Source organism: Dactylosporangium roseum (assembly GCF_025264685.1).
Taxonomy (GTDB): Bacteria; Actinomycetota; Actinomycetes; order Mycobacteriales; family Micromonosporaceae; genus Dactylosporangium; species Dactylosporangium roseum.
In genome coordinates, this window is the sequence record NZ_CP073721.1 from 7,213,857 (window position 1) to 7,235,032 (window position 21,176).

Sequence of the window (21,176 nt, forward strand, 5' to 3'; positions counted from 1 at the left end):
CAGAACCGTATCCCTTACACGAGATCGGCGAGGATGCGAACCGCCCTCGCCAGCTCGTGCGGGGTGTGCGCGGCGTAGCCGAGCACCAGGCCGGCCGGGCCGCGGCCGCGCTGGCGCAGCGACGACAGCGCGAGCGGCCCGAGGCCGGCCGCCGCCGCGCGCTCGGCCACGGCCCGATCGTCGACGCCCGGCGGCAGCTCGACCACCAGGTGCAGGCCGGCCGCGATGCCGCCGATGCGGGCCTTCGGCAGGTGCTGGCGCAACGCGGCGACGGTCGCGTCGCGGCGCTCGCGGTGCAGGCGGCGTGCGCGGCGCAGGTGGCGGTCGTACCCGCCGCCGACCAGGAACTCGGCGAACGCCAACTGTTGCAGCGACGGCCCGCCGTTGTCGGCGTCGGCCTTGGCCGCGCGCAGGTCGGGCAGCCAGGCCTGCGGCGCGACGAGCCAGCCGAGCCGCAGGCCGGGGGCGAGGACCTTGCTCACCGACCCCACGAGGGCGACGCGGTCCGGCGCGAGCCCCTGTAGGCATGCCACCGGCTCACGGTCGTAGCGGTACTCGGCGTCGTAGTCGTCCTCGATCACGAGTCCGTCGACCCGGCGCGCCCATGCGACGAGCTCGGCCCGCCGGCCCGGTGCCAGGACGACGCCGGTCGGGAACTGGTGCGCCGGGGTGACGACGACCGCTTTGGCCCTCGTTCGACCCAGCGCCCGCACGTCCAGCCCGTTGTCGTCGACGGGGACCGGCACGACGTCGAGCCCGAGCCGGATCAGGTGGTCACGCAGCGCCGCCGGGCCGGGGTCCTCCAGCCCCACACGCTTGACACCGGCGTCCAGCAGCGCCTTGGCGAGCAGCGCGAGCCCCTGGGTGACGCCGGCGGTGACGATCAGGCCCTCCGGAGGCACCAGCGCGGCGCGGACCCGGCCGAGGTAGCCGGCCAGTTCACGGCGCAGGCGGGGCACGCCGACCGCGTCGGTGTAGTCGAAGTCGGCGTCGAGCGCGCCGGCCAGTGCCGTCTCGTAGGCGCGCCGCCACCCGGTCCGCGGGAACATGCCCAGGTCCGGCACGCCCGGGCGCAGCGGGGCCACGGCGACCGGGCGGTCGGGTGCCTCGCCGCGCTGCTTGGGCACGGTGGTGACGACGGCGGCGACCACGGTGCCGGAGCCACGGCGGGTCAGCAGGCGCCCCTCGGCGACCAACTGCTCATACGCCCCGACGACGAGTCCCCGGGACACGCCCAGGTCGGCGGCGAGGTCACGCGTGGAAGGCAGCCGGGTGCCGGGCGCGAGGCGTCCCCGCGTGATGGCGTCCCGCAGCGCGCCGACGAGCTGGTCGCCGACCCGCGGCCGGCCGCGGTCCAGCTCGACCAGTGCCTCCCACACCGACAAGTGGTCCTCCAAATCCCGGTTTCGGTGGCACTGTAGCGTGGACCACTGGCCGCCGTACGTTCGACGCCATGACCCGCCGCTACTCCATCTACTGCGTGTTGACCTGCGCGATTCTCGGCGGCTCGTTCACCGTGAGCCGCTCGATCGTCGACTATCCGATCCTCACCGGGCAGGCGGTGCGGTACGCGCTGGCCGCCCTCGCCCTCTTCGGGCTGCTGCTGTTCCGGGACCGGTTGTGGCCAACGGCGCGGGAGTTGGTGCGGCTGGCGGCGGTCGCGGCGACCGGCCTCGTGCTGTTCAACGTGTTGCTGCTCTTCGGGCTACGCCACGCCGACCCCGCGGTGATCGCCACGATCGTCGGGGCCAGTCCCCTGTTGCTCGCGCTGCTGGGCCCGATGCAGGAGCGCCGCCGCCCGACGCCGCAGCTCGTGGCCGCGGCGGCCGTGGTCGTGGCCGGCGCCGGGATCGTGCAGGGCTTCGGCGACTTCGACGGGCGCGGTCTGGTCGCGGCGGTCGGCGTGCTGCTGTGCGAGGCGGCGTTCTCGCTGCTCGCCGCGCCGCTGCTGCCCCGGCTCGGCCCGCTGCGGGTGTCCGCGTGGAGCACGCTGCTCGCCGTCCCGCTGCTGCTGCTCGCGCTGCCCTTCTCCGGCGAGCGGCCCCGGCTCCCCACCGGCGGGGAGTCGGCCGCGCTGGTCTTCCTGGGCCTGGTGCTGACGGTGGTCGCGTTCGTCTGCTGGTACTCCGGGGTGGCCGGCCTCGGCGTCGAGCGCGCCGGCGTGTACGTCGGCCTGGTCCCGGTCTTCGCGCTGGCAACGATGTCCATCGTCGACGGTGTGCTGCCGGCCGGCGTCCGGGTGGGCGGCGTCCTGCTGGTGTCCTCCGGCCTGGTGCTCGGCGCGCGCCGCGGCAAGCACGTTGCGGAGGATGCATGGGATGCTCCAGCGCGAGAGCCTCGGAAGGCGGCGGCGCTGCGTGATCCCTCCGCGTCATGAGCGCTCGGCGCGGCGGACGGCCTCCCGGTAGGACAGCGCCGTCTCGCGCAGGGCCGCCTCGGCGTCGGCGCCCTCCGCCTGGGCCTTCGCGACCAGCGCGAACAGCTTCGCGCCCAGATCGTCGCCGGACGGCGGCGGGACGTCGAGGCCGGCGCGGGCGACCCGCTGGAGGAGCTTCGCGGCGAGGGCCAGCGCCGGCTGGGAGAGCGCGACGCCGTCGACGGCCGAGTCGCGGGCCTTCTCGGCCTTCTTGATCTGATCCCAGTTGGCGATGATCTCGTCGATGCCGCCGACCTCGGTGTCGGCGAAGACGTGCGGGTTGCGCCGGATGAGCTTGTCGACCAGGTCGCCGGCCACGTCGTCGATGGTGAAGCCGGCGGTCTCCTCGCCGAGCCGCGCGTGGAGGACGACCTGGAGCAGGACGTCGCCGAGCTCCTCGCGAACCGCCTCGGTGTCGTCGTCGCGGATCGCGTCGTACAGCTCGTAGGCCTCCTCCAGGAGGAACGGCGCCAGGCTGTGGTGGGTCTGGGCCCGCTTCCACGGGTCGCCGGCCTCTGGGTGCATCAGCCGGTCCATCACCGTGACCGCGTCGAGCAGCCGCGCGCCGGGCGGATCCCACGAGCCGTAGAGCAGCTCGAGCTCGGCCAGGCCGGGCTCCCGGGCGAGCCGCAGGCCCAGCTCCCGGGCCAGTTGCTCGTCGCCGTCGGGCGCGGCCAGCCAGACCACGGTGCCGTGCTCGGCGATGGCTGCCAGCAGCGAGTCGACCGTGGCGGGCACGACCGTGACCGCGGCGCCGGCGGCCCGCAGGCCCTGTGCCTGCTCGGACTCGGCGGCGGCGAGGACCGGATGCGCACGGACCAGGTCCCAAGCCTGTGCGGTCAGCACCCCGGCGGGCAGCCGGGGCGACGTCACCAGCAGGACCACCCTTGGCGACACGGCCGTCAGGCCTCCTTCACCGGTACTTCGCTGTCGCCCGGGAAGGCTACGTCAATCGGCGTTTCGCCGCTCGGAAGGGCCAGCATCACCGGCATCACCAGCCCGCCGTAGCGCGGGTTGACCGTCATGCGGGCCGTGCGGACCGCCTCGGCCAGGGTCTGCTGCGCCTGGAACGCCGCACCGATCTGGGCATTCTGCTTGACCTGCTCATACGACACGACGCCGGACACCTGACCGATCTCGTCGAGCGCGGCGCAGAAGCGGCCGGCCTCGTCGTCGCTCGGCACCCGGGGCGCGCTGCCCCTGAGGATCGCCTCGAAGGCCGGCCAGTAGTTGAGCCACAGCCGCACGTATTCGTCGGAGGCGGGCAGGCCGAAGACGTCGGCGAACGGCGGCGCACCCGAGGCGGTGAGGTGACGCTCGGCCAGGATCCGGTCGGTCACGTCTCCCCAGACCATCAACGACAGCACCTGACCGGCGCTGGTGTGCACGATCGGCAGCATGGCCTCGGCCGGCACCTCGGGGTATTCGCCGGGCCCCCTGCCCGCCTCGATCGCGTCCATCCGGGCGTCATACGCCCGCTTGCGGGCCGTCAGGCGCCGCTCGGCGACGTCGTTGACGGACCGGACGATCGCGTCGACCTCGGCGACGGTGATCTTCCGGTCGCCCACGTAGGCGGCCACGGTGGGCGCCGAACGGCAACCGGCCAGTGAGACGCCGGTGAGGACGGTGGACACGACGGCGAACACCAGACGACGGACACGCATAGCGGACAACTCTCTCACGTACTGTTACGTCGATCTCATGCGGCTCGCGGTCCGAGAACGGTCGTCAGCAGCTCGGCGGCCCAGTCGAGCAGTTGGGTGTCGCGCATCGGTTCACCGCCGACCCGGCGGGTCGACGGGCGGGGCAGCGAGACCGTCTCGGCAGCCGCCTTGTAGACCGCCTCCGGGTAGAGCCGCTTGAGGCGCATCTGCTTGGAGTCGGGTAGCCGCACCTGGGCGAACCGGATGTGCTTGCCCTGCAACGAGACGTCGGTCAGCCCGTGTGCCCGTGCGAGGAACCGGAACCGCGCGACCGCCAGCAGGTTGGCCACCGGGAGCGGGGGCTCGCCGTAGCGGTCCTTCATCTCGGCGACGATCTCGTCGAGCGCGGCGTCGTCCTTCGCCCCGGCGATCTTGCGGTAGATCTCCAGGCGCAGCCGCTCCGCGGCGATGTACTCCAGCGGCAGGTGCGCGTCGACCGGCAGGTCGATCTTGACGTCGACCTCCTCCTCTTCCGGCCGCTCACCCTTGAACTGCTGGACCGCCTCGCCGACCATCCGCACGTACAGATCGAAGCCGACGCCCTCGATGTGCCCGGACTGCTCGCCGCCGAGCAGGTTGCCAGCGCCGCGGATCTCCAGGTCCTTCATCGCCACATACATGCCCGCGCCGAGCTCGGTGTGCTGGGCGATCGTGGCGAGCCGCTCGTGCGCGTGCTCGGTCAGCGGCTTGTCCGGCGGGTAGAGGAAGTAGGCGTAGGCCCGCTCGCGGCCCCGGCCGACCCGGCCGCGGATCTGGTGCAACTGGGCGAGGCCGAGCAGGTCGGCGCGCTCCACGATGAGGGTGTTGGCGTTGGGGATGTCGATGCCGCTCTCGACGATCGTGGTGCAGACGAGGACGTCGTACTCCTTCTCCCAGAAGCCGACCATGATCTTCTCCAGCGCCTCTTCGCCCATCTGGCCGTGCGCGACCGCGACCCGCGCCTCGGGGACCAGCTCGCGCAGCCGGCGGGCGGCACGCTCGATGGACTCGACCCGGTTGTGCAGGTAGAAGACCTGGCCGTCGCGCAGCAGCTCGCGGTGGATCGCCGCGGCCACCTGCTTGTCGTCCTGCGCACCGACATAGGTGAGCACCGGATGGCGCTCCTCCGGCGGGGTCGCGATGGTCGACATCTCGCGGATGCCGGTGATCGCCATCTCCAGGGTGCGCGGGATCGGCGTGGCCGACATGGTCAGCACGTCGACGGAGGCGCGCAACTGCTTGAGGAACTCCTTGTGCTCGACGCCGAAGCGCTGCTCCTCGTCGACGATCACCAGGCCGAGCTGCTTGAACCGGGTCGCGGTCTGCAGCAGCCGGTGGGTGCCGATGACGATGTCCACGCCGCCCTCGGACACCTTCTCCAGGGTCAGCTTCGTCTCGGTCGGGGTCTGGAAGCGCGACAACTGACGGACCTCGACGGGGAACTGGGCCACCCGCTCGGAGAAGGTGTTGAAGTGCTGCTGGGCGAGCAGGGTGGTGGGCACCAGCACGGCGACCTGCTTGCCGTCCTGCACGGCCTTGAACGCGGCCCGCACGGCGATCTCGGTCTTGCCGTAGCCGACGTCGCCGCAGATCAGCCGGTCCATCGGGGTCGGCTTCTCCATGTCGCCCTTGACCTCTTCGATGGCGGCGAGCTGGTCGGGGGTCTCGTGGTAGGGGAACGCGTCCTCCAGCTCACGCTGCCAGGGCGTGTCGGGGCCGAAGGCGTGGCCCTGCGAATTCTGTCGCACCGCATAGAGCTGGATGAGCTGCGCGGCGATCTCGCGGACCGCCTTGCGGGCGCGGGACTTGGCCTTCTGCCAGTCGGATCCGCCCATCTTGTGCAGGGTGGGCGCCTCGCCGCCGACGTAGCGGGAGAGCTGGTCGAGCTGGTCGGTGGGGACGAACAGCCGGTCGCCGGGCTGGCCGCGCTTCGACGGCGCGTATTCGATCACGAGGTATTCCCGGTCGGCGCCGTTGACGGTGCGCTGCACCATCTCGACGTAGCGGCCGATGCCGTGCTGCTCGTGCACCACGAAGTCGCCGGTGCGCAGCTCGAGCGGGTCGATCTGGTTGCGGCGCCGGCTCGGCATCTTGCGCATGTCCTTGGTGGACGCGCCACGGCCGCCGGAGATGTCGGTGCCGGTGACGACCGCCAGGCGGGCCGCCTCGTCCAGGAAGCCGTTGCCGAGGGAGCCGGTGGTGATGGTGACGACGCCGGTGCGCGGCGGGGTGTCGACGGTCTCCACCAGCGTCACGCCGAGGTCGGCGGCGCGCAGGACCTCGGCGGCGCGCTGGGCCGGACCGGAGCCCTCGAAGACGAGCGCGATCCGCCAGCCGTCGCCGGAGAGCCGCTTGAGGTCGTCGACGACCCGCGCGGTCTCGCCGTGGTAGAGCGGCACCGGCTGGGCGGCCAGCGAGATGGTGATGGCGTCGTCGGTGACGGTGGTGCTCTCGTCCTCCTCGCCGAGCCGCCACGGCTCGACCTCGCGGACGGTGTCCTCCGCGGCGGCGAACGGGCTGAGCGACCACCACGGCTGCCCCAGCGAGGCCGCGGCCGCGCGGACGTCGCCCAGGTGGCGGAACGCCGCCGCGCCGAGGTCGATCGGCGCCTTGCCGCCCACGGCCGCCGCCGCCCAGCTCGCCTCCAGGAACTCGTCGCTGGTGCGGACGAGGTCGTGCGCCCGGGTGCGGATCCGCTCCGGGTCGCACAGCAGCACGTGGGTGCCCTCCGGCATGGTGTGCAGCACCAGCTCGAGGGAGTCGGTGCCGCCGAGCAGGGCGGGCGCCAGCGACTCCATGCCCTCCACGGGGATGCCCGCGGCGAGCTTGTCGAGCATCTCGGCGAGCTGCGGGTGGTCGGTGGACAGCTCGGCCGCGCGGGACCGGACCTCGTCGGTCAGCAGCAGCTCACGGCACGGCGGCGCCCACATCTGCTCGACCTTCTCGATCGTGCGCTGGTCGGCGACCGCGAACGAGCGGATCTCCTCGACCTCGTCGCCCCAGAACTCGACGCGCAGCGGGTGCTCCTCGGTCGGCGGGAAGACGTCGAGGATGCCGCCGCGGACCGCGAACTCGCCCCGCTTGGTGACCAGGTCGACGCGCGCATAGGCCAGCTCGGCCAGCCGGACGACGAGCTCCTCCAGATCGGCCGACACGCCCGGGCGCAGCTCGATCGGCTCAAGGTCACCGAGGCCCTTGAGCTGGGGTTGGAGCACCGAGCGCACCGGCGCCACGACGACCCGCGGGCACGGCGCGGCGGCGGTCGGGTGGGCGAGGCGGCGCAGCACGGCGAGCCGTTTGCCGACCGTGTCGGAGCGCGGTGACAGCCGCTCGTGCGGCAGGGTCTCCCAGGACGGGTAGACCGCCACCTCGCCGGGGTCCAGCAGGCAGCCGAGGGCGCCGGCCAGGTCCTCGGCCTCCCGGCCGGTGGCCGTCACCGCGAGGACCGGCCGCTCGGCGGCGACGGCGGCGGCGACGAGCGCGCGCAGCGCCGGCGGCCCGGTCAGGTCGACCTGGTCGGCGTGCTGTCCGGAACGCCAAGCGCGGGCGAGGTCACGGGCCCGGGCCAGGCCCGGGTCGGCGAGTGCGGCGGCAGTGAGACCGGCGAGCTTCATGGTGGTGTGGAGACCCAATCTGCACGGCAAAACAGCCCCGCGCCCGGAACGGACGGGGGTGGTCGATGCGGGTACCAGAGTATCCGGCCGGTATGACACCTCGCCCGGCTCGTCACCGAGCGTGAGAGGCTGGGTAAAGAGAGATGACTCACCGAGCGCGCCCGGGGTGACGCGGAAGCCGATACGATGCCGGTGAAATCGGACAACGCCGTCCCCCAGCCGAGCCGAAGCCATACCTGAGGGGACGTTCTCCATGTCCGCAGAAGCACCCGCGTCGAGCGCCGCCGACGCAGCGCTGCGCGCCGACATCCGCCGGCTCGGTTCGCTGCTCGGGCAGAGCCTCGTCCGCCAGGACGGCCAGCAACTGCTCGACCTGGTCGAAGAGGTCCGTGCGCTGGTCCGCACCGATCCCGAGGCGGCCGCGGAGCGGCTGCACGGGCTCGACGTCGTGACCGGCACCCAGCTCGCCCGCGCCTTCTCGACGTATTTCCACCTGGCCAACATCACCGAGCAGGTGCACCGCGCCCGCGAGCTGCGCCGCATCCGGGTCCGCGAGGGCGGCTGGCTGGAGCGAGCCGCCAAACTCATCGCCGACCGTGGCGTCGGGACGCGCGAGATCGGCTCGATCGCCTCGAAGCTCGCCGTGCGCCCCGTCTTCACCGCGCACCCCACCGAGGCCGCCCGCCGCTCGATCCTGACCAAGCTGCGGGCCGTCGGCGACGAGCTCGACGCCGAGGCGGTCGCCACCGCGCTCGACGGCTCGCTGGAGCCCGACAAGACCCGCACGGCGCGCACCGACCGGCGCCTCGCCGAGCTGCTCGACCTGCTGTGGCAGACCGACGAGCTGCGCCTGGAGCGGCCGGAGCCGTCCGACGAGGCCCGCAACGCCGTGTACTACCTCGCCGACCTGGCCGAGGGCGCCGCGCCGCAGGTGCTCGACGACCTCTACGAGACGCTCAAGGATCTGGGCGTACAACTGCCGCCGACGGCACGGCCGCTCACCTTCGGGTCGTGGATCGGCGGCGACCGGGACGGCAACCCGTTCGTGACACCGGCGGTGACCCGGGACGTGCTGCTCATCCAGCACGAATACGGCATCCGCAGGGCCGAGGGCGTGATCGACGAGCTGATCGACGAGCTGTCGGTCTCGAAGCGCCTGCGCGGGGTGTCGCTGGACCTCTCCGCGAGTCTCGCGGCCGACCTCGACAACCTGCCGGAGCTGCCGGCCCGCTACCGCCGGGTCAATCTCGAGGAGTCCTACCGGCTGAAGCTGCGCTGCGTCCGGCTGAAACTGCAGCACACCCGCGACCGGCTGGCGACCGGCACCCCGCACAAGCCGGGCCGCGACTACCTCGGCACCGCCGAGCTGATCGCCGACCTGGAGCTGATGCGCGCGTCGCTGGCCCGCAACGGCGGCGCGCTGCCCGCGACCGGCAAGCTCGCGTCGGCGATCCGCACGCTGTCCGCCTTCGGCCTGCAGCTAGCCACCCTCGACATCCGTGAGCACGCCGACGCCCACCACGAGGTGCTCTCGCAGCTCTACCGGCGGGTCGGCGAGATCGACTACGCGTCGCTGGACCGCGACGCACGCCGTCAGTCGCTGATCGACGAGCTCACCGGCCGGCGGCCGCTGGCCACGCGCGACACCTCGCTGACCGACAGCGCGCGCAAGACGTTCGACGTGTTCTCCGCGATCCGCGAGGTGCAGGACCGCTTCGGGCCGGAGGTCATCGAGACGTACATCATCTCGATGACGCAGGGCATCGACGACGTCCTCGCCGCCGTGGTGCTGGCCCGCGAGTGGGGCCTGGTCGAGGTGAGCGCCGGCGGCGGCTTCGGCGGCGCGTCGATGGAGTCGGCCCGCGCCCGGATCGGTTTCGTCCCGCTGCTGGAGCAGGCGCGGGAGCTGGAGATGGCCGGTGAGCTGCTCGACGACCTGCTGTCGATCCCGGTGTATCGCGCGATCGTGCGCGCCCGCGGTGACGTGCAGGAGGTCATGCTCGGCTACTCCGACTCCAACAAGGACGCCGGCATCACCACCTCCCAGTGGATGATCCACAAGGCCCAGCGGCAGCTCCGCGACGTCGCCGCCCGGCACGGCGTACGGCTGCGGCTCTTCCACGGCCGCGGCGGCACCGTCGGCCGCGGCGGCGGGCCGACCCACGAGGCCATCCTGGCCCAGCCGTGGGGCACGCTCGACGGCGCGATCAAGGTGACCGAGCAGGGCGAGGTCATCTCCGACAAGTACACGCTGCCGGCGCTGGCCCGGGAAAACCTGGAGCTGACGCTCGCGGCCGTGCTCCAGTCCGCGCTGCTGCACACCGAGCCCCGCCAGCCGGCCGAGGCGCTCGCCCGTTGGGACTCGGCGATGGAGACGGTGTCGACGGCCGCGTTCGCCAACTACCGGGCGCTGGTCGAGAACCCGGACCTGCCCGCGTACTTCTGGGCGGCCACCCCCACCGAGCTGCTCGGCGCGCTGAACATCGGCTCACGCCCGGCCAAGCGACCGAACGCCGACGCGGGCCTGTCCGGCCTGCGGGCGATCCCGTGGGTGTTCGGCTGGACCCAGTCGCGGCAGATCGTGCCCGGCTGGTTCGGCGTGGGCAGCGGGCTCGAGGCCGCGCGGGAGGCCGGCCTCGGCGACGTCCTGCGCGAGATGCACGAGAAGTGGCACTTCTTCGGCACGTTCCTGTCCAACGTCGAGATGATGCTGGTCAAGACCGATCTGCAGATCGCGTCGCGATACGTCGAAACGCTCGTCCCCGAGCAGTTGCGGCCGATCTTCGGCGTCATCCGGGAGGAGTACGAGCGGACGGTCGAAGAGGTGCTCGCGATCACGGGCGAGTCGGAACTGCTCGACCGCCAGCCCGTCCTCCAGCGCACGCTCAGCGTCCGGGACAGTTATCTGCAGCCGCTCCACCACCTCCAGGTCACGCTGCTCGACCAGTACCGTGCGAGCAAGGTCGCCGACCGCGGCTCCTGGCCCGGCGGCCGCAAGGCCTCCCCCGACCCGGCGCTCGAGCGGGCACTGCTCACCACGGTCAACGGGATCGCGGCGGGCATGCGGAACACCGGTTGACCGCTTTGGCAGACTGTCCGACGTGGCTGTGAACGGTTGGGCTGTCGAGGGATGGGCGTTGCCGGACGAGGTGCTGCGGGATGCACCGACCTATACCCCCAAACCGTCGGAGATCGCCGACCTCGAGCTGCTGCTGTCGGAGGCGTACACGCCGCTGACGGGCTTCCTCGGCTCGGCGGACCTCATCGCGCTGCGGCGCACCGGCCGGCTCGCCGACGGCACGACCTGGCCGGTGCCCGTGACGCTGGAGGTGCCGCGCACCCTCGCCGAGCAGCTCGACATCGCCAACCCGCTGCGGCGGGTCCTGGTGCTCGCCGACCTGGAGGGCGCGCCGATCGCGGCGCTGGACACGACCGAGATCTACCCGGCGCGCAAGACCACCGCCGGGGTCGCCGGACGGGTCCGGCGGCTCGGCGACGGCCGGCACGGCGCCTTCCGGCGGATGCGGCGCACCCCGGCCGAGGTCCGCGAGACGCTGCCGGCCGGCCGGATCCTCGGCGTGATCGCCGACCGCCCGCTGCACCGCCCGCAACTCGCCCAGATCGCCCGGGCGGCCCGGACGCTCGCCGCGCACCTGCTGGTCCTCGTGCCGGTCGACAGTCCGGGCCCCGACGGACTCGCGCCGGAGGCCCTGGTCCGCTGCGTACTGGCGGCCCGCGACCGGATGCCGTCCTCCACGATCGTGGCCCTGCCGCTGCCGCACCACGAAGGCGACGACATCCGCGACGCGATGCTGCGGACCCGGGTGGCCGCCGCCTACGGGGTCACCCACCTCCTGGCCTCCAGCGAGTCGATGCTCTCCGGCGGCGGTCTCCGGGTGTTGGTACCTCGTGAGCTCGCCTACGACGGCCGCGACGGGCAGTGGCGGTCGCTCGACGACATCCCGCCCAAGCACCGCCGGCTCCCGCTGACGACGGGGGAGATCGAGGACCACCTCGACCGCGGCACGATCCTGCCCGAGTGGCACACCCCACCGGCGGTCGCCCGCGAGCTGGCCCGGGCCCGGCCGCCCCGCCGCCAGCGCGGCCTGGTGGTCTTCTTCACCGGCCTGTCCGGCTCCGGCAAGTCGACCATGGCCACCGGCCTCGCCGACGCGCTGCAAGAGTCGGGCGAGCGGACGATCACCCTGCTCGACGGCGACATCGTTCGTCGTCACCTGTCCGCCGGCCTGGGCTTCTCCGCCGAGGACCGGGACACCAACATCCGGCGGATCGGCTGGGTCGCCGCCGAGGTGGGCCGCCACGGCGGCGTGGCGATCTGCTGCCCGATCGCGCCGTATCGGGATTCGCGGGCCGCGGCCCGGGAGTTCGCCCGTAACGCGGGCGCCGGTTTCGTGTTGGTCCATGTGTCGACGCCGTTGGCCGAGTGCGAGCGGCGCGACCGCAAAGGGCTCTACGCCAAGGCACGTGCGGGCCTGATCAAGGGGATGACCGGAATCGACGACCCGTACGAGGTGCCACTGGACGCCGAGCTGACGATCGACACGACGGGCCTGTCCCACGGCGAGGCGGTGACAACGGTGCTGCGGTACCTGGGCAGCAACGGCTGGCTGGACCCCCGCCCCCTACCCTGACCCCCCCAACCCGCGTTGATCTTGCAGTTGTGGTGCCTGACAATCCGGGCATTCGCGGAGTGTCTCGGCACCACAACTGCAAGATCAACGCAGTAGGTGCGGTCCGGTCGGCGTTCTCCGCGTGCGCTGAACCGGGCGAATCTGGCGAAACAGGCCATCACGTCACGGCGGCTCATGGCGTTAGCCCCTGGAGAACCTGACGCCGAAGGGGCCGCCGCTTCATGGACGCCAACCGCCCGCACTCCGCCGAATCCGACAGCCCAGGCGTCGACCTGCTCGGCATGGCCCGGCGCCACTGGTGGCTGGTGCTCATCCTGATGGTGGCCGGCGTCGCCGGCGCGGCGCAGTTCACCTCGATGCAGACCAAGGTCTACGAGTCGGCGACGTCGGTGCTGGTCTCGCCGATCGGCAACGGTCAGGACGCGAACTCGACCAGCGGTCGCACCAAGGGTGACATCAACCTCGACAACGAGGCCCAGCTCGTCACCTCCACCACCGTCGCGACCGACGCCGCCGCCCTGATGCGCTCGACGACCCCGCCGGACACCCTTGCCGGGAACGTGCGGGTGGAGGTACCGCCGAACACCACGTTCCTCGTCATCACGTACTCCGCCGGGGATCCCGCCGTTGCCCAGGCTGGGTCGCACGCGTTCGCCGAGGCGTACCTGCGCAACCGCGAGGAGTCCGCCAAGGCCGAGGTCGCCGCCCGGATCGCGATCCTCAACGACAAGATCAGCCAGCTCAACGCCGGCCTCACCCAGATCAACACCAAGCTCGCGACCCTGCGCCCGACCGACCCGAACCGGCCCAACCTGGAGAGCCAGCGCAGCACGGCCACCTCGCAGATCAACACCCTCGCCGGCCAGCTCAACCAACTGCTCACCACCACGGTGAGCGCGGGCAAGATCACCCGCGACGCCGACCTGCCGTCGAGCCCGGTCAAGCCGAACCGGCTGCTCAACCTCGCCAGCGGCGCGATGATCGGCCTGCTGCTCGGCGTCGGCGCGGCGATGCTCCGCGAGCGCCTCGACCAGCGGGTCCGCCGCGCCGGGGACCTCCCCCGCCGGGTCGACGTGGCGGTGCTCGCGGCCGTTCCCGGCCGGGTGAAGCCCCGCCTCGACGACGTCTTCGCGCCGTTCGGCACCGGAGGACGGATCTTCAACCGGCTCCGCAACGAGGTGCTCGCCAGCATCCCGGCGCCGGCCGGAGGCGACGCGCGGGTCGCGCTCGCCGGTCAGGTGGTCGTCGTCGCGGGCGCCAGCCGCGGTGCCGCGTCGACCGTGGTCGCGGCGAACCTGGCCGCGGCGTTCGCCCGTACCGGCGCCGAAACGGTCCTCGTCTGCGCGCACCTGCCCGACAGCCTCGTCGACACCGCCTCGGTCAACCGCATGCTCGGCGTGCGCGCCGTTCCCGGCCTGTCCGACGTGCTCGCCGGACGGTTCTCGCTGAGCAGCGCCACCCAGCGCGCCCCGCGGCACCCGAACCTGAGCGTCGTCACCACGGGCGGCACCGCGAGCGCCGGCGGGCTGCTGCAGTCGCAGGCCCTCCGGGACACGCTCGCCACGCTGCGCGAGCGGGCCGCGTACGTGGTCGTCGAGGCGCCGTCGACGGCGACCAGCGCCGACGCGCAGAGCCTGGCGAGTCTCGCCGACGCCGCCATCGTCGCGGTGGAACTGCGCCGCACCCGCAACACCGAGATCGTCGACGCCGCCGACCAGCTCCGCCGGGTCGGCACGCCGCTGCTCGGCGCGGTCGTGCTGCCGCGGCTGACCACGCCGCGCACCAGTGACGAGCGCGAGCAGGCGCCCGAGGAGCCGACGGTCGCCGACGACATGACGACGGTGCTGGACAAGCTGCCGCCGAAGGAGACCGTCCCGGCGAAGAAGGACGAGGAGCCGGCCGTCACCAAGCGCATCCGCACCACGCCGGCCGCGGCGTCGTCGACCGCGCCGTCGCCCACCGTCCCGGTGCCGCCGAAGCGCCAGAACCGCACGTTCTCGGTCACCCGTATCCCGGCCGAGACGCCCAGTGAGAACGGCGCCGACAAGCGGCGATGACCCTCACCACGCACCCCTCAGCCGCCGCCGACGCGCTGCCGGCGAGGCCCCCGACCCGGGTCGCCCGCCGGCTGCGCGCCTGGCCGCTCACCGCCGTCCTGCTGCTCTACCCGCTGTGGTGGGCGCTCGGCCTCGGTGTCCTCATCTTCTTCATCGCCGCGGTACCGATGCTGTTCGCACTCGTGCGGCATCGCGCCTCCGGGCAGGTCGTCAAGCTGCCGCCCGCGTTCCTGCTGTGGCTGCTGTTCCTGGCGACCGTCCTCTTCGGGCTGTTCACGCTGGGCGCCGACCCGGTCGGCACCGTGCCGGGCACCGCGGCCAGCCGCCTGCTGTCGTACGGGTTCCGCCTCGCCGGTTACCTCACGCTCACCGTCCTGCTGATCTACGCCGGCAACGTCGACCGCCGGGAACTGTCCCAGGAGAAGCTGGTCCGGCTGCTCGCCTGGCTGTTCACGGTCACCGTCGCCGGCGGGCTGCTCGGCATGGTGGCGCCGCGCTTCGAGTTCACCGCCCCGATCGAGCTGCTGCTCCCGCGCCACGTGCGCGCCGACGGCTTCGTGCAGTCGCTCGTGCACCCGACCGCCGCGCAGATCATGAACCTGCTCGGCGGCGAGACGCCCCGCCCGGGCGCGCCGTGGGGCTACACGAACACCTGGGGCAACAACGCCTGCCTGCTCGTCGGCTGGCTGCTCGTCGCCGGCTTCTGCGTCGCGAAGTCCCGCCGCGGCAAGGTGTACGCGGGCGTCACGCTGGTCGTCGCGATGGCACCGATCGTGTACTCGCTGAACCGGGGCCTGTGGATCGGCCTCGGCGTGATGGCGGTGTACGTCGCGGTCCGCCTGGCGATGCGCGGCAGGCTCGCCGCGCTCGGCGCCATCGGGATCGCGGCCGCCGCGGTGGCGGTCGCCGTCGTCACCACCCCGCTCGGTGACGTCGTCACCGCCCGGCTGGAGGACGGCAAGTCCAACGGCGTGCGCATGTACACCACCGAGAAGGCCGTCACCGGCATGCTCGAGTCGCCGCTGATCGGCTTCGGCTCGACCCGCACGACGATCGGCGGACGCAACTCGATCGCCGTCGGCGAGAGCCCGGACTGCGGCCGCTGCGGCAACTTCACCGTCGGTGGCAACGGCCAGCTATGGCAGTTGCTCTACGCGCACGGCATCCTCGGCACCGCCACTTACCTCGGTTTCTTCGTCGCGGCGCTGTGGCGGTTCCGGCGCGACGCGACCCCGGCCGGGCTGGCCGCGTCCGCCGCGATCGTGTCCAGCTTCGCGGCGATGTTCTGGTACAACGCGCTCGTCACCCCGCTGGCCCTGACCTTCCTCGCGTATGCCGTCCTGTGGCGCAACCAGCAGAGGGGTATCCCGCAATGAGTCCACTCAAGACCGCTCCGGCCGCGCTCCAGGTCGACGACGAACAACTCCGGGCGCAGTACATCCAGGAGGTGCTCGGCGTCCTGTACCCCGGCTCCGGCACCGGCTCGGTCGAGTATCTCGTCATTCCCAACGCCCGCAAGCCTCGCCTGCTGGTGCCCGCCGACGACCGGCGGCTCGCCGCGGCCGCGGTGCGCCGGTACGCCGAGCCGCAGTCCCGCCTGGCGAAGCTCAAGCGTGACGCGGTCGTGACCGCGCTGCGGACCGGCATGTCGGGCCTGCTGCTGCGCGACCGGCTGCGCCTGCGCCCCTCCACCGACACCATCGACACGTACCTGGGCGACGCCCTCGGCGAAGCACTGCGTCTCAGTGTCCACATCGGACCGGCTCGGGCGAACCGCAAGCCGGTCCTGCAACTCCTCGCCGCAGACGGCCGGACGCTCGCGTTCGCGAAGCTCGGCACGTCGGCACTGACCCGCACGCTGGTGCGGGCCGAGGGCCACGCGCTCACGGCGGTCGGCACCGCGCCGCTGACCGCGCTGCGGGTCCCGAAAGTGCTGCACGCCGGGCGCTGGGGCGAGCACGAGGTGCTCGTCCAGTCGGCACTGCCGGTCTGGCGGCCCCGGGTGCCGCTGACCGCGCCCCGCCTGGCCGCCGCGATGCGCGAGGTCGCCACCTGCTGCGGCACCAGCCACGGCACGCTCGACGGCAGCGGCTACTGGATCCGGCTGCGGGCGCGGCTGGAGGCGGTCGCCGACAATGCCGAAGGAGGCGTGCTGCGCGCCGCCGCGGAGCGGATCGTGGCGACGGCGGGCAGCACCGACCTCACGTTCGGCTCGTGGCACGGCGACTGGTCCCCGTGGAACATGGCGAGCCTCGCCGACACGATCCTGGTCTGGGACTGGGAGCGGTTCACGCCGGGCGTCCCGATCGGCTTCGACGCGCTGCACCACGCGTTGCAGGTCGGCATCTCCCGCGCCCCGTCGGCCGGGCAGGCGGTCAACGACCTCGTCGGCGCCGCGCCCGAGCTGCTGCTGCCGTTCGGCGTGGTGCACCGGCAGGCGGTCGAGGTGACCGCGCTGCTGTACCTCATCGACCTGGCCACCCGATACGTCACCGACCGGCAGGCGGAGGCCGGCGCCCGCCTGGGCGTGCTCGGCAACTGGCTGCTGCCCGTCCTCGTCGCGCGAGTGGAGGCACTGTAACCATGCCCGTGCAGGTACCCGAGACGATGAAGCGCATCGTCCACTTCGGATCCCGCAACTACGGCCGGCTCACCGCCAACCGGCGGATGCTCCCGTCGTTCCTCATCTGCGGCGGTCAGCGCTGCGGCACCACGTCGCTCTACCGGGCCCTCGCCGCGCACCCCGCCGTCATCAAGGCGGTGCTGCACAAGGGCGTGCACTACTTCGACGTCGGCTACCACCGCGGGCTGCGCTGGTACCGCGGCCACTTCCCGCTCCAGCGCCGCGCCGACCGGGTGCGCGCCGAGTTCGGCGTGTCCGCGCAGACGTTCGAGTCGAGCCCGTACTACATGTACCACCCGCACGCCCTGGCCCGGATCGCCCGCGACCTGCCCGACGTGAAGCTCGTCGTGCTCGTCCGCGACCCCGTCGAGCGCGCCTACTCGCAGCACGCGCACGAGGTGGCCCGCGGCTTCGAGACCGAGGTCGACTTCGGTCAGGCGCTGCGGCTCGAGGAGTCGCGCCTGGACGGCGAGCGCGAGCGGCTGCTCACCGAACCGTTCTCGTACAGCTTCGCCCACCAGCACCACGCGTACCGGGCCCGCGGCGAGTACATCGAGTACCTCGAGCCGATGGCCGCGCTGCTCGGCCGCGACCGGGTGCACGTCGTGGACAGCAGCCTGTTCTTCACCCGGCCGGAGCCCGTCTACGACGCCGTCGTCGACTTCCTCGGGCTGCCCCGCACCGGCTCCTACCCGCCGTTCGAGCGGCACAACGCCCGCCCGCGCAACCGGCTCGACGACTCGATCGCCTCGATGCTGACCGACCACTACCGGCCGTACGACGAGCGCCTCGCGGCGTGGCTCGGGTACCGGCCGTCGTGGATGTGACCGCCACGCTGGAGCGGCCCGCGCTGGAGTCGCCGAAGGGCATGCTCCGGGGCGCGGTCCGCGGTGGTGTCGCCAACCTGGCCGGCACGGTCTGCACCGGGCTCGCCGGCGTGGGCGTCACCTGGCTCGCCGCGCGGGCGCTCGACCCGCGGACGGCGGGCGCGTTCTTCGCCGCCACGGCCACCTTCGGCCTGGGCGTCACCGTCGCGAAGCTCGGCATGCAGACCTCGCTGGTCTACTGGCCGGCGCGGATGCGCGCCACGGGCGACCTGTCCCGGCTCGGCGAGTGCCTGCGGATCGCACTGGGCTCGGTGGCCGCGGCGGGCCTGGTCATCGCGACGGGCCTGTGGTTCGCGGCGGATCTGCTGCCCGGTCGTGCCGATCTGGTACGGGCCCTGGCGGTCTTCCTGCCGGTGGCGGCGCTGAGCGACGGGCTGCTCGCCGCGACCCGCGGCCTGCGCGTGATGCGCCCGACGGTCCTGCTGGACCGGGTCCTCCGCCCGGCGACCCAACTCCTGCTGCTGGCGCTGGTCTGGGCCGCCGGCTGGGGACAGGACGTCTTCGCCGCGCTGTGGGCGCTGCCGTACCTCCCGGTCGCGCTCCTCGCCGGCCTGGCGCTGGGCCGGGTGCGCTCGACGGTGACGGTGCCGGATCGCGGCGAGCCGACGGACTTCACGCCGCGGCGATTCTGGGGTTTCACCGCGCCGCGGGCGGTCGCGAGCCTCGCGCAGATGGCCCTGCAGCGGGTCGACGTGCTGCTCGTCGCCGCCCTCGCGGGTCTCGCGCCCGCCGCGATGTACGCCGTCGCCGGCCGGTTCATGATCCTCGGCCAGTTCGTCAACCAGGGCGTTTCACAGTCGGCGCAGCCGCGCCTCGCCGAGCGGCTGGCCGTCCGGGACACCGCCGGCGCCAACCTGCTCTACCGGCAGGCGACCGCCTGGGTCGTGCTCGCCGCCTGGCCGCTGTACCTGCTCGTGTTCACGTACGCCCCGCTGTACCTGGGCTTCTTCGGCGAGCACTACGAGGACGGCGTCCGGATCACCCGCCTGCTCGCCGCCACGATGCTCGTGGCCACGGCCTGCGGGATGGTTGACATGGTCCTCGCCATGGCCGGACGCACCTGGTGGAACCTCGCCAACGTCGGGCTGGCCCTGATCGTGATGCTCGGCGTCGACGTGCTGCTGATCCCCCGCAGCGGTGCGTTCGGCGCGGCCGTCGGGCTGTGCGCGGCGGTGCTCGTCAACAACCTCGTCCCGCTCGCGCAGGTGGTGCGGGGACTGGGGCTGCACCCGTTCGGCCGGGCCACGCTGCTGGCGTGTGCCCTGGCGGCGGGGTGTTTCGCCGTACCGCAGCTCGCGCTGCTGCCGGTGCACGGCCTGGTCTTCAAGATTGCCGCCACCGGGGCGGGCATCGCGGCGTACGGCTACGCGGTGATGCGGTTCAAAACAGTTCTGATGCAGGGGGGTCGATGAGAACCGACTACGCGGAGGTCTTCCAGTCGGACGCGGCGGTCGACAAGTACGAACGGGTCGTCTACGCACCGGAGACGTACTCGACGGCCGTGAGCATGCGCCAGCGCGCGTTCCTGCGGCGGCTGGTGCGGCGGGAGTTCACGGCGCGCCGGCCGATCCAGCACGACTTCGCGTGCGGCACCGGACGGGCCATCAAGCTGCTGCACGGCGTCGTGCGGGCCGCGCACGGCTACGACGTGTCGGCGCAGATGCTCACGAAGGCCAGGGAGGCCGGCGTCTACGCCAAGCTGCACCAGGTCGCCGAGGACGGCCCGGTGCCCGAGCCGGCCACCGCGGACGGCCCGGCCCTGGTGACGGTCTTCCGGCTGCTGCTCAACGCGCCGAAGGACGTGCGGGACCGGGCGATCGCGTTCGCCGCGCAGATCCTGCCCGAGGCCGATTCGGGGCTGCTGGTCGTGGAGAACCACGGCAACCGCTCGTCGCTGCGCCACCTGCGGCACCGGCGCAACCGGAGCAACGCCTGGTTCGCCGAACTGCACCACGCCGAGGTCGAGCAGCTACTGGCGCGGCACGGCTTCGAGGTGGTCGACCGGCGCGGCTTCGCGGTCTTCCCGCCGGGTGCCTACCGGCGCGACTGGCTGCGCCCGGTGGCCCGCCGGGCCGACGACCTCGCGACCCGCTCCAGCCACCTCTCGGCGGTGGCCACCGACGTGCTCTACGTCGCCCGGCGCATACCGAAGTGACCCCGAAGGGGAACGCATGAAGCGGAGCGTGCTGACCCTTGCCGTGGTGGCCGCCGTCGTCGCGGCCGCCACGGCGGTCACCCTGAGCGTGATGTCCACGAAGGACGGGCCCGGGCCCCGGCCGTCACCGGCCCCCGACACCGCCGGTCCACCGGCGATCGCGACGTCGAAGGGGCCGTTCCAGGCCGGTCCGGTCGGACCGCCGGCCGAGGGCTCGTACCTCGGTGCGTGGGTGCGACCGGAGCGGCTCACGGAGTCGGGCCGGGTCTCGGCCATGACGACGTGGGAAGAGACGCTCGGGCGCCGGATGGCGATCGTCAACACGTACCGCCGCTTCGACGAGAACTTCATCAACGCCTCCGACCGCTCGTTCACCGACCGGGGCACCACGCTGATGCTGTCCTGGGCCGGTGGTGACACGCGGCTCGTCACGATGGGCCGCTACGACGACCTGATCCGCGAGCGCGCCCGCGAGCTCAAGGCGTTCGGCCGGCCGGTGCTGATGCGGTACCGCTGGGAGATGGACCGGCCGAACCTGCGCGCCCAGATGTGGTCGGGCGCCGACTACATCGCGGCCTGGCGGCACGTGCGCGCCATCTTCACGGCCGAGGGCGCGACGAACGCGTCCTGGGTGTGGTGCCCGACGGCGGAGGGCTTCACCGGCGGGTACGCGCCGGAGTTCTACCCCGGCGACGACGTCGTCGACTGGACGTGCGTCGACGTGTACGCCGGCTCGAAGTACGGCAGCATGAGCACGCTGCTGCGGCCGTTCCTGGAATTCTGCGCCGAGCACCCGACGAAGCCGGTGATGATCGGCGAGTTCGGCGTGGCCCGCACGTGGGGCAGCGAGCAGCGGGCATCCTGGCTGCACGACGCCTCGGCGACGTTCAAGGCCAACCCGCAGATCCGGGCGGTGCTGTACTTCGAGTCGGACCCGACGGACAACAAGGGGCCGACGCAGCAGTTCCAGGTGTCGAACGACCCGGTGGTGCTCTCGGCGTTCCGCTCGTCGCTGGCCCAGGACGCGTACTACACCCCGATGCCCCTGACGCCAGCCACGAAGCGCAAACGCCAGAAGTAGCCCGGCCCG

At 72.7% G+C, this 21,176-nt stretch carries 14 protein-coding genes; 10 read left to right on the forward strand and 4 right to left on the reverse strand.

Translation table 11 applies throughout. The features are described from left to right. Window positions 1-14: 14 nt before the first annotated feature. Window positions 15-1,379 (reverse strand): MocR-like pyridoxine biosynthesis transcription factor PdxR, encoded by a 1,365-nt coding sequence (pdxR, locus tag Drose_RS33820; protein ID WP_260729911.1) that lies wholly within the window; start codon window positions 1,377-1,379, stop codon window positions 15-17. A 74-nt stretch (window positions 1,380-1,453) separates the two neighbouring features. On the opposite strand from pdxR, the gene Drose_RS33825 reads away from it, so the two are divergent. Continuing rightward, on the forward strand, window positions 1,454-2,377 hold the full coding sequence (locus Drose_RS33825; RefSeq protein ID WP_260725307.1) for a DMT family transporter: 924 nt from the start codon (window positions 1,454-1,456) through the stop codon (window positions 2,375-2,377). Here the strand turns inward: Drose_RS33825 and Drose_RS33830 are convergent. The 3 genes from Drose_RS33830 to mfd are packed head-to-tail and all read right to left on the reverse strand — an operon-like array spanning window position 2,372 to window position 7,712. Next, complete coding sequence (locus Drose_RS33830; protein ID WP_260725308.1) at window positions 2,372-3,313, reverse strand: MazG family protein; 942 nt, start codon at window positions 3,311-3,313, stop codon at window positions 2,372-2,374. The two genes, Drose_RS33825 and Drose_RS33830, sit on opposite strands and share 6 nt — an antisense overlap. Window positions 3,314-3,318: 5 nt before the next feature. Continuing rightward, a complete protein-coding gene (locus tag Drose_RS33835; RefSeq protein ID WP_260725309.1) occupies window positions 3,319-4,080 on the reverse strand; it encodes a hypothetical protein in 762 nt (253 codons plus the stop codon). Window positions 4,081-4,115: 35 nt separating this feature from the next. After that, window positions 4,116-7,712, reverse strand: a complete 3,597-nt coding sequence (gene mfd / locus Drose_RS33840; RefSeq protein ID WP_260725310.1) for a transcription-repair coupling factor — start codon at window positions 7,710-7,712, stop codon at window positions 4,116-4,118. Window positions 7,713-7,965: 253 nt separating this feature from the next. On the opposite strand from mfd, the gene ppc reads away from it, so the two are divergent. From ppc to Drose_RS33885, 9 genes are all read left to right on the forward strand, one after another. Continuing rightward, window positions 7,966-10,791 carry a phosphoenolpyruvate carboxylase gene (gene ppc, locus Drose_RS33845; RefSeq protein ID WP_260725311.1) on the forward strand — a complete coding sequence of 942 codons (2,826 nt, stop codon included), beginning with the start codon at window positions 7,966-7,968 and terminating at the stop codon, window positions 10,789-10,791. A gap of 28 nt (window positions 10,792-10,819) precedes the next feature. Then, window positions 10,820-12,364, forward strand: a complete 1,545-nt coding sequence (cysC, locus tag Drose_RS33850) for an adenylyl-sulfate kinase (RefSeq protein ID WP_260729912.1) — start codon at window positions 10,820-10,822, stop codon at window positions 12,362-12,364. A gap of 221 nt (window positions 12,365-12,585) precedes the next feature. Next, on the forward strand, window positions 12,586-14,421 hold the full coding sequence (locus Drose_RS33855; protein ID WP_260725312.1) for a Wzz/FepE/Etk N-terminal domain-containing protein: 1,836 nt from the start codon (window positions 12,586-12,588) through the stop codon (window positions 14,419-14,421). Beyond that, entirely contained in the window at window positions 14,418-15,797 is a 1,380-nt protein-coding gene (locus tag Drose_RS33860) for an O-antigen ligase family protein (RefSeq protein WP_260725313.1), read from the forward strand. Before Drose_RS33855 ends, Drose_RS33860 begins: the two co-directional genes overlap by 4 nt. After that, window positions 15,794-17,002, forward strand: coding sequence for a hypothetical protein (locus tag Drose_RS33865; protein WP_260725314.1), 1,209 nt, complete (start codon window positions 15,794-15,796; stop codon window positions 17,000-17,002). Before Drose_RS33860 ends, Drose_RS33865 begins: the two co-directional genes overlap by 4 nt. A gap of 2 nt (window positions 17,003-17,004) precedes the next feature. Then, complete coding sequence (locus Drose_RS33870) at window positions 17,005-17,871, forward strand: sulfotransferase domain-containing protein (protein WP_260725315.1); 867 nt, start codon at window positions 17,005-17,007, stop codon at window positions 17,869-17,871. Continuing rightward, window positions 17,841-19,343, forward strand: coding sequence for a lipopolysaccharide biosynthesis protein (locus tag Drose_RS33875; RefSeq protein ID WP_260725316.1), 1,503 nt, complete (start codon window positions 17,841-17,843; stop codon window positions 19,341-19,343). The genes Drose_RS33870 and Drose_RS33875 overlap by 31 nt, the downstream gene beginning before the upstream one ends. After that, window positions 19,340-20,086 carry a methyltransferase domain-containing protein gene (locus tag Drose_RS33880; protein WP_260725317.1) on the forward strand — a complete coding sequence of 249 codons (747 nt, stop codon included), beginning with the start codon at window positions 19,340-19,342 and terminating at the stop codon, window positions 20,084-20,086. The genes Drose_RS33875 and Drose_RS33880 overlap by 4 nt, the downstream gene beginning before the upstream one ends. A gap of 16 nt (window positions 20,087-20,102) precedes the next feature. Continuing rightward, window positions 20,103-21,167 carry a glycoside hydrolase family 26 protein gene (locus Drose_RS33885; protein ID WP_260725318.1) on the forward strand — a complete coding sequence of 355 codons (1,065 nt, stop codon included), beginning with the start codon at window positions 20,103-20,105 and terminating at the stop codon, window positions 21,165-21,167. Window positions 21,168-21,176: the final 9 nt, after the last annotated feature.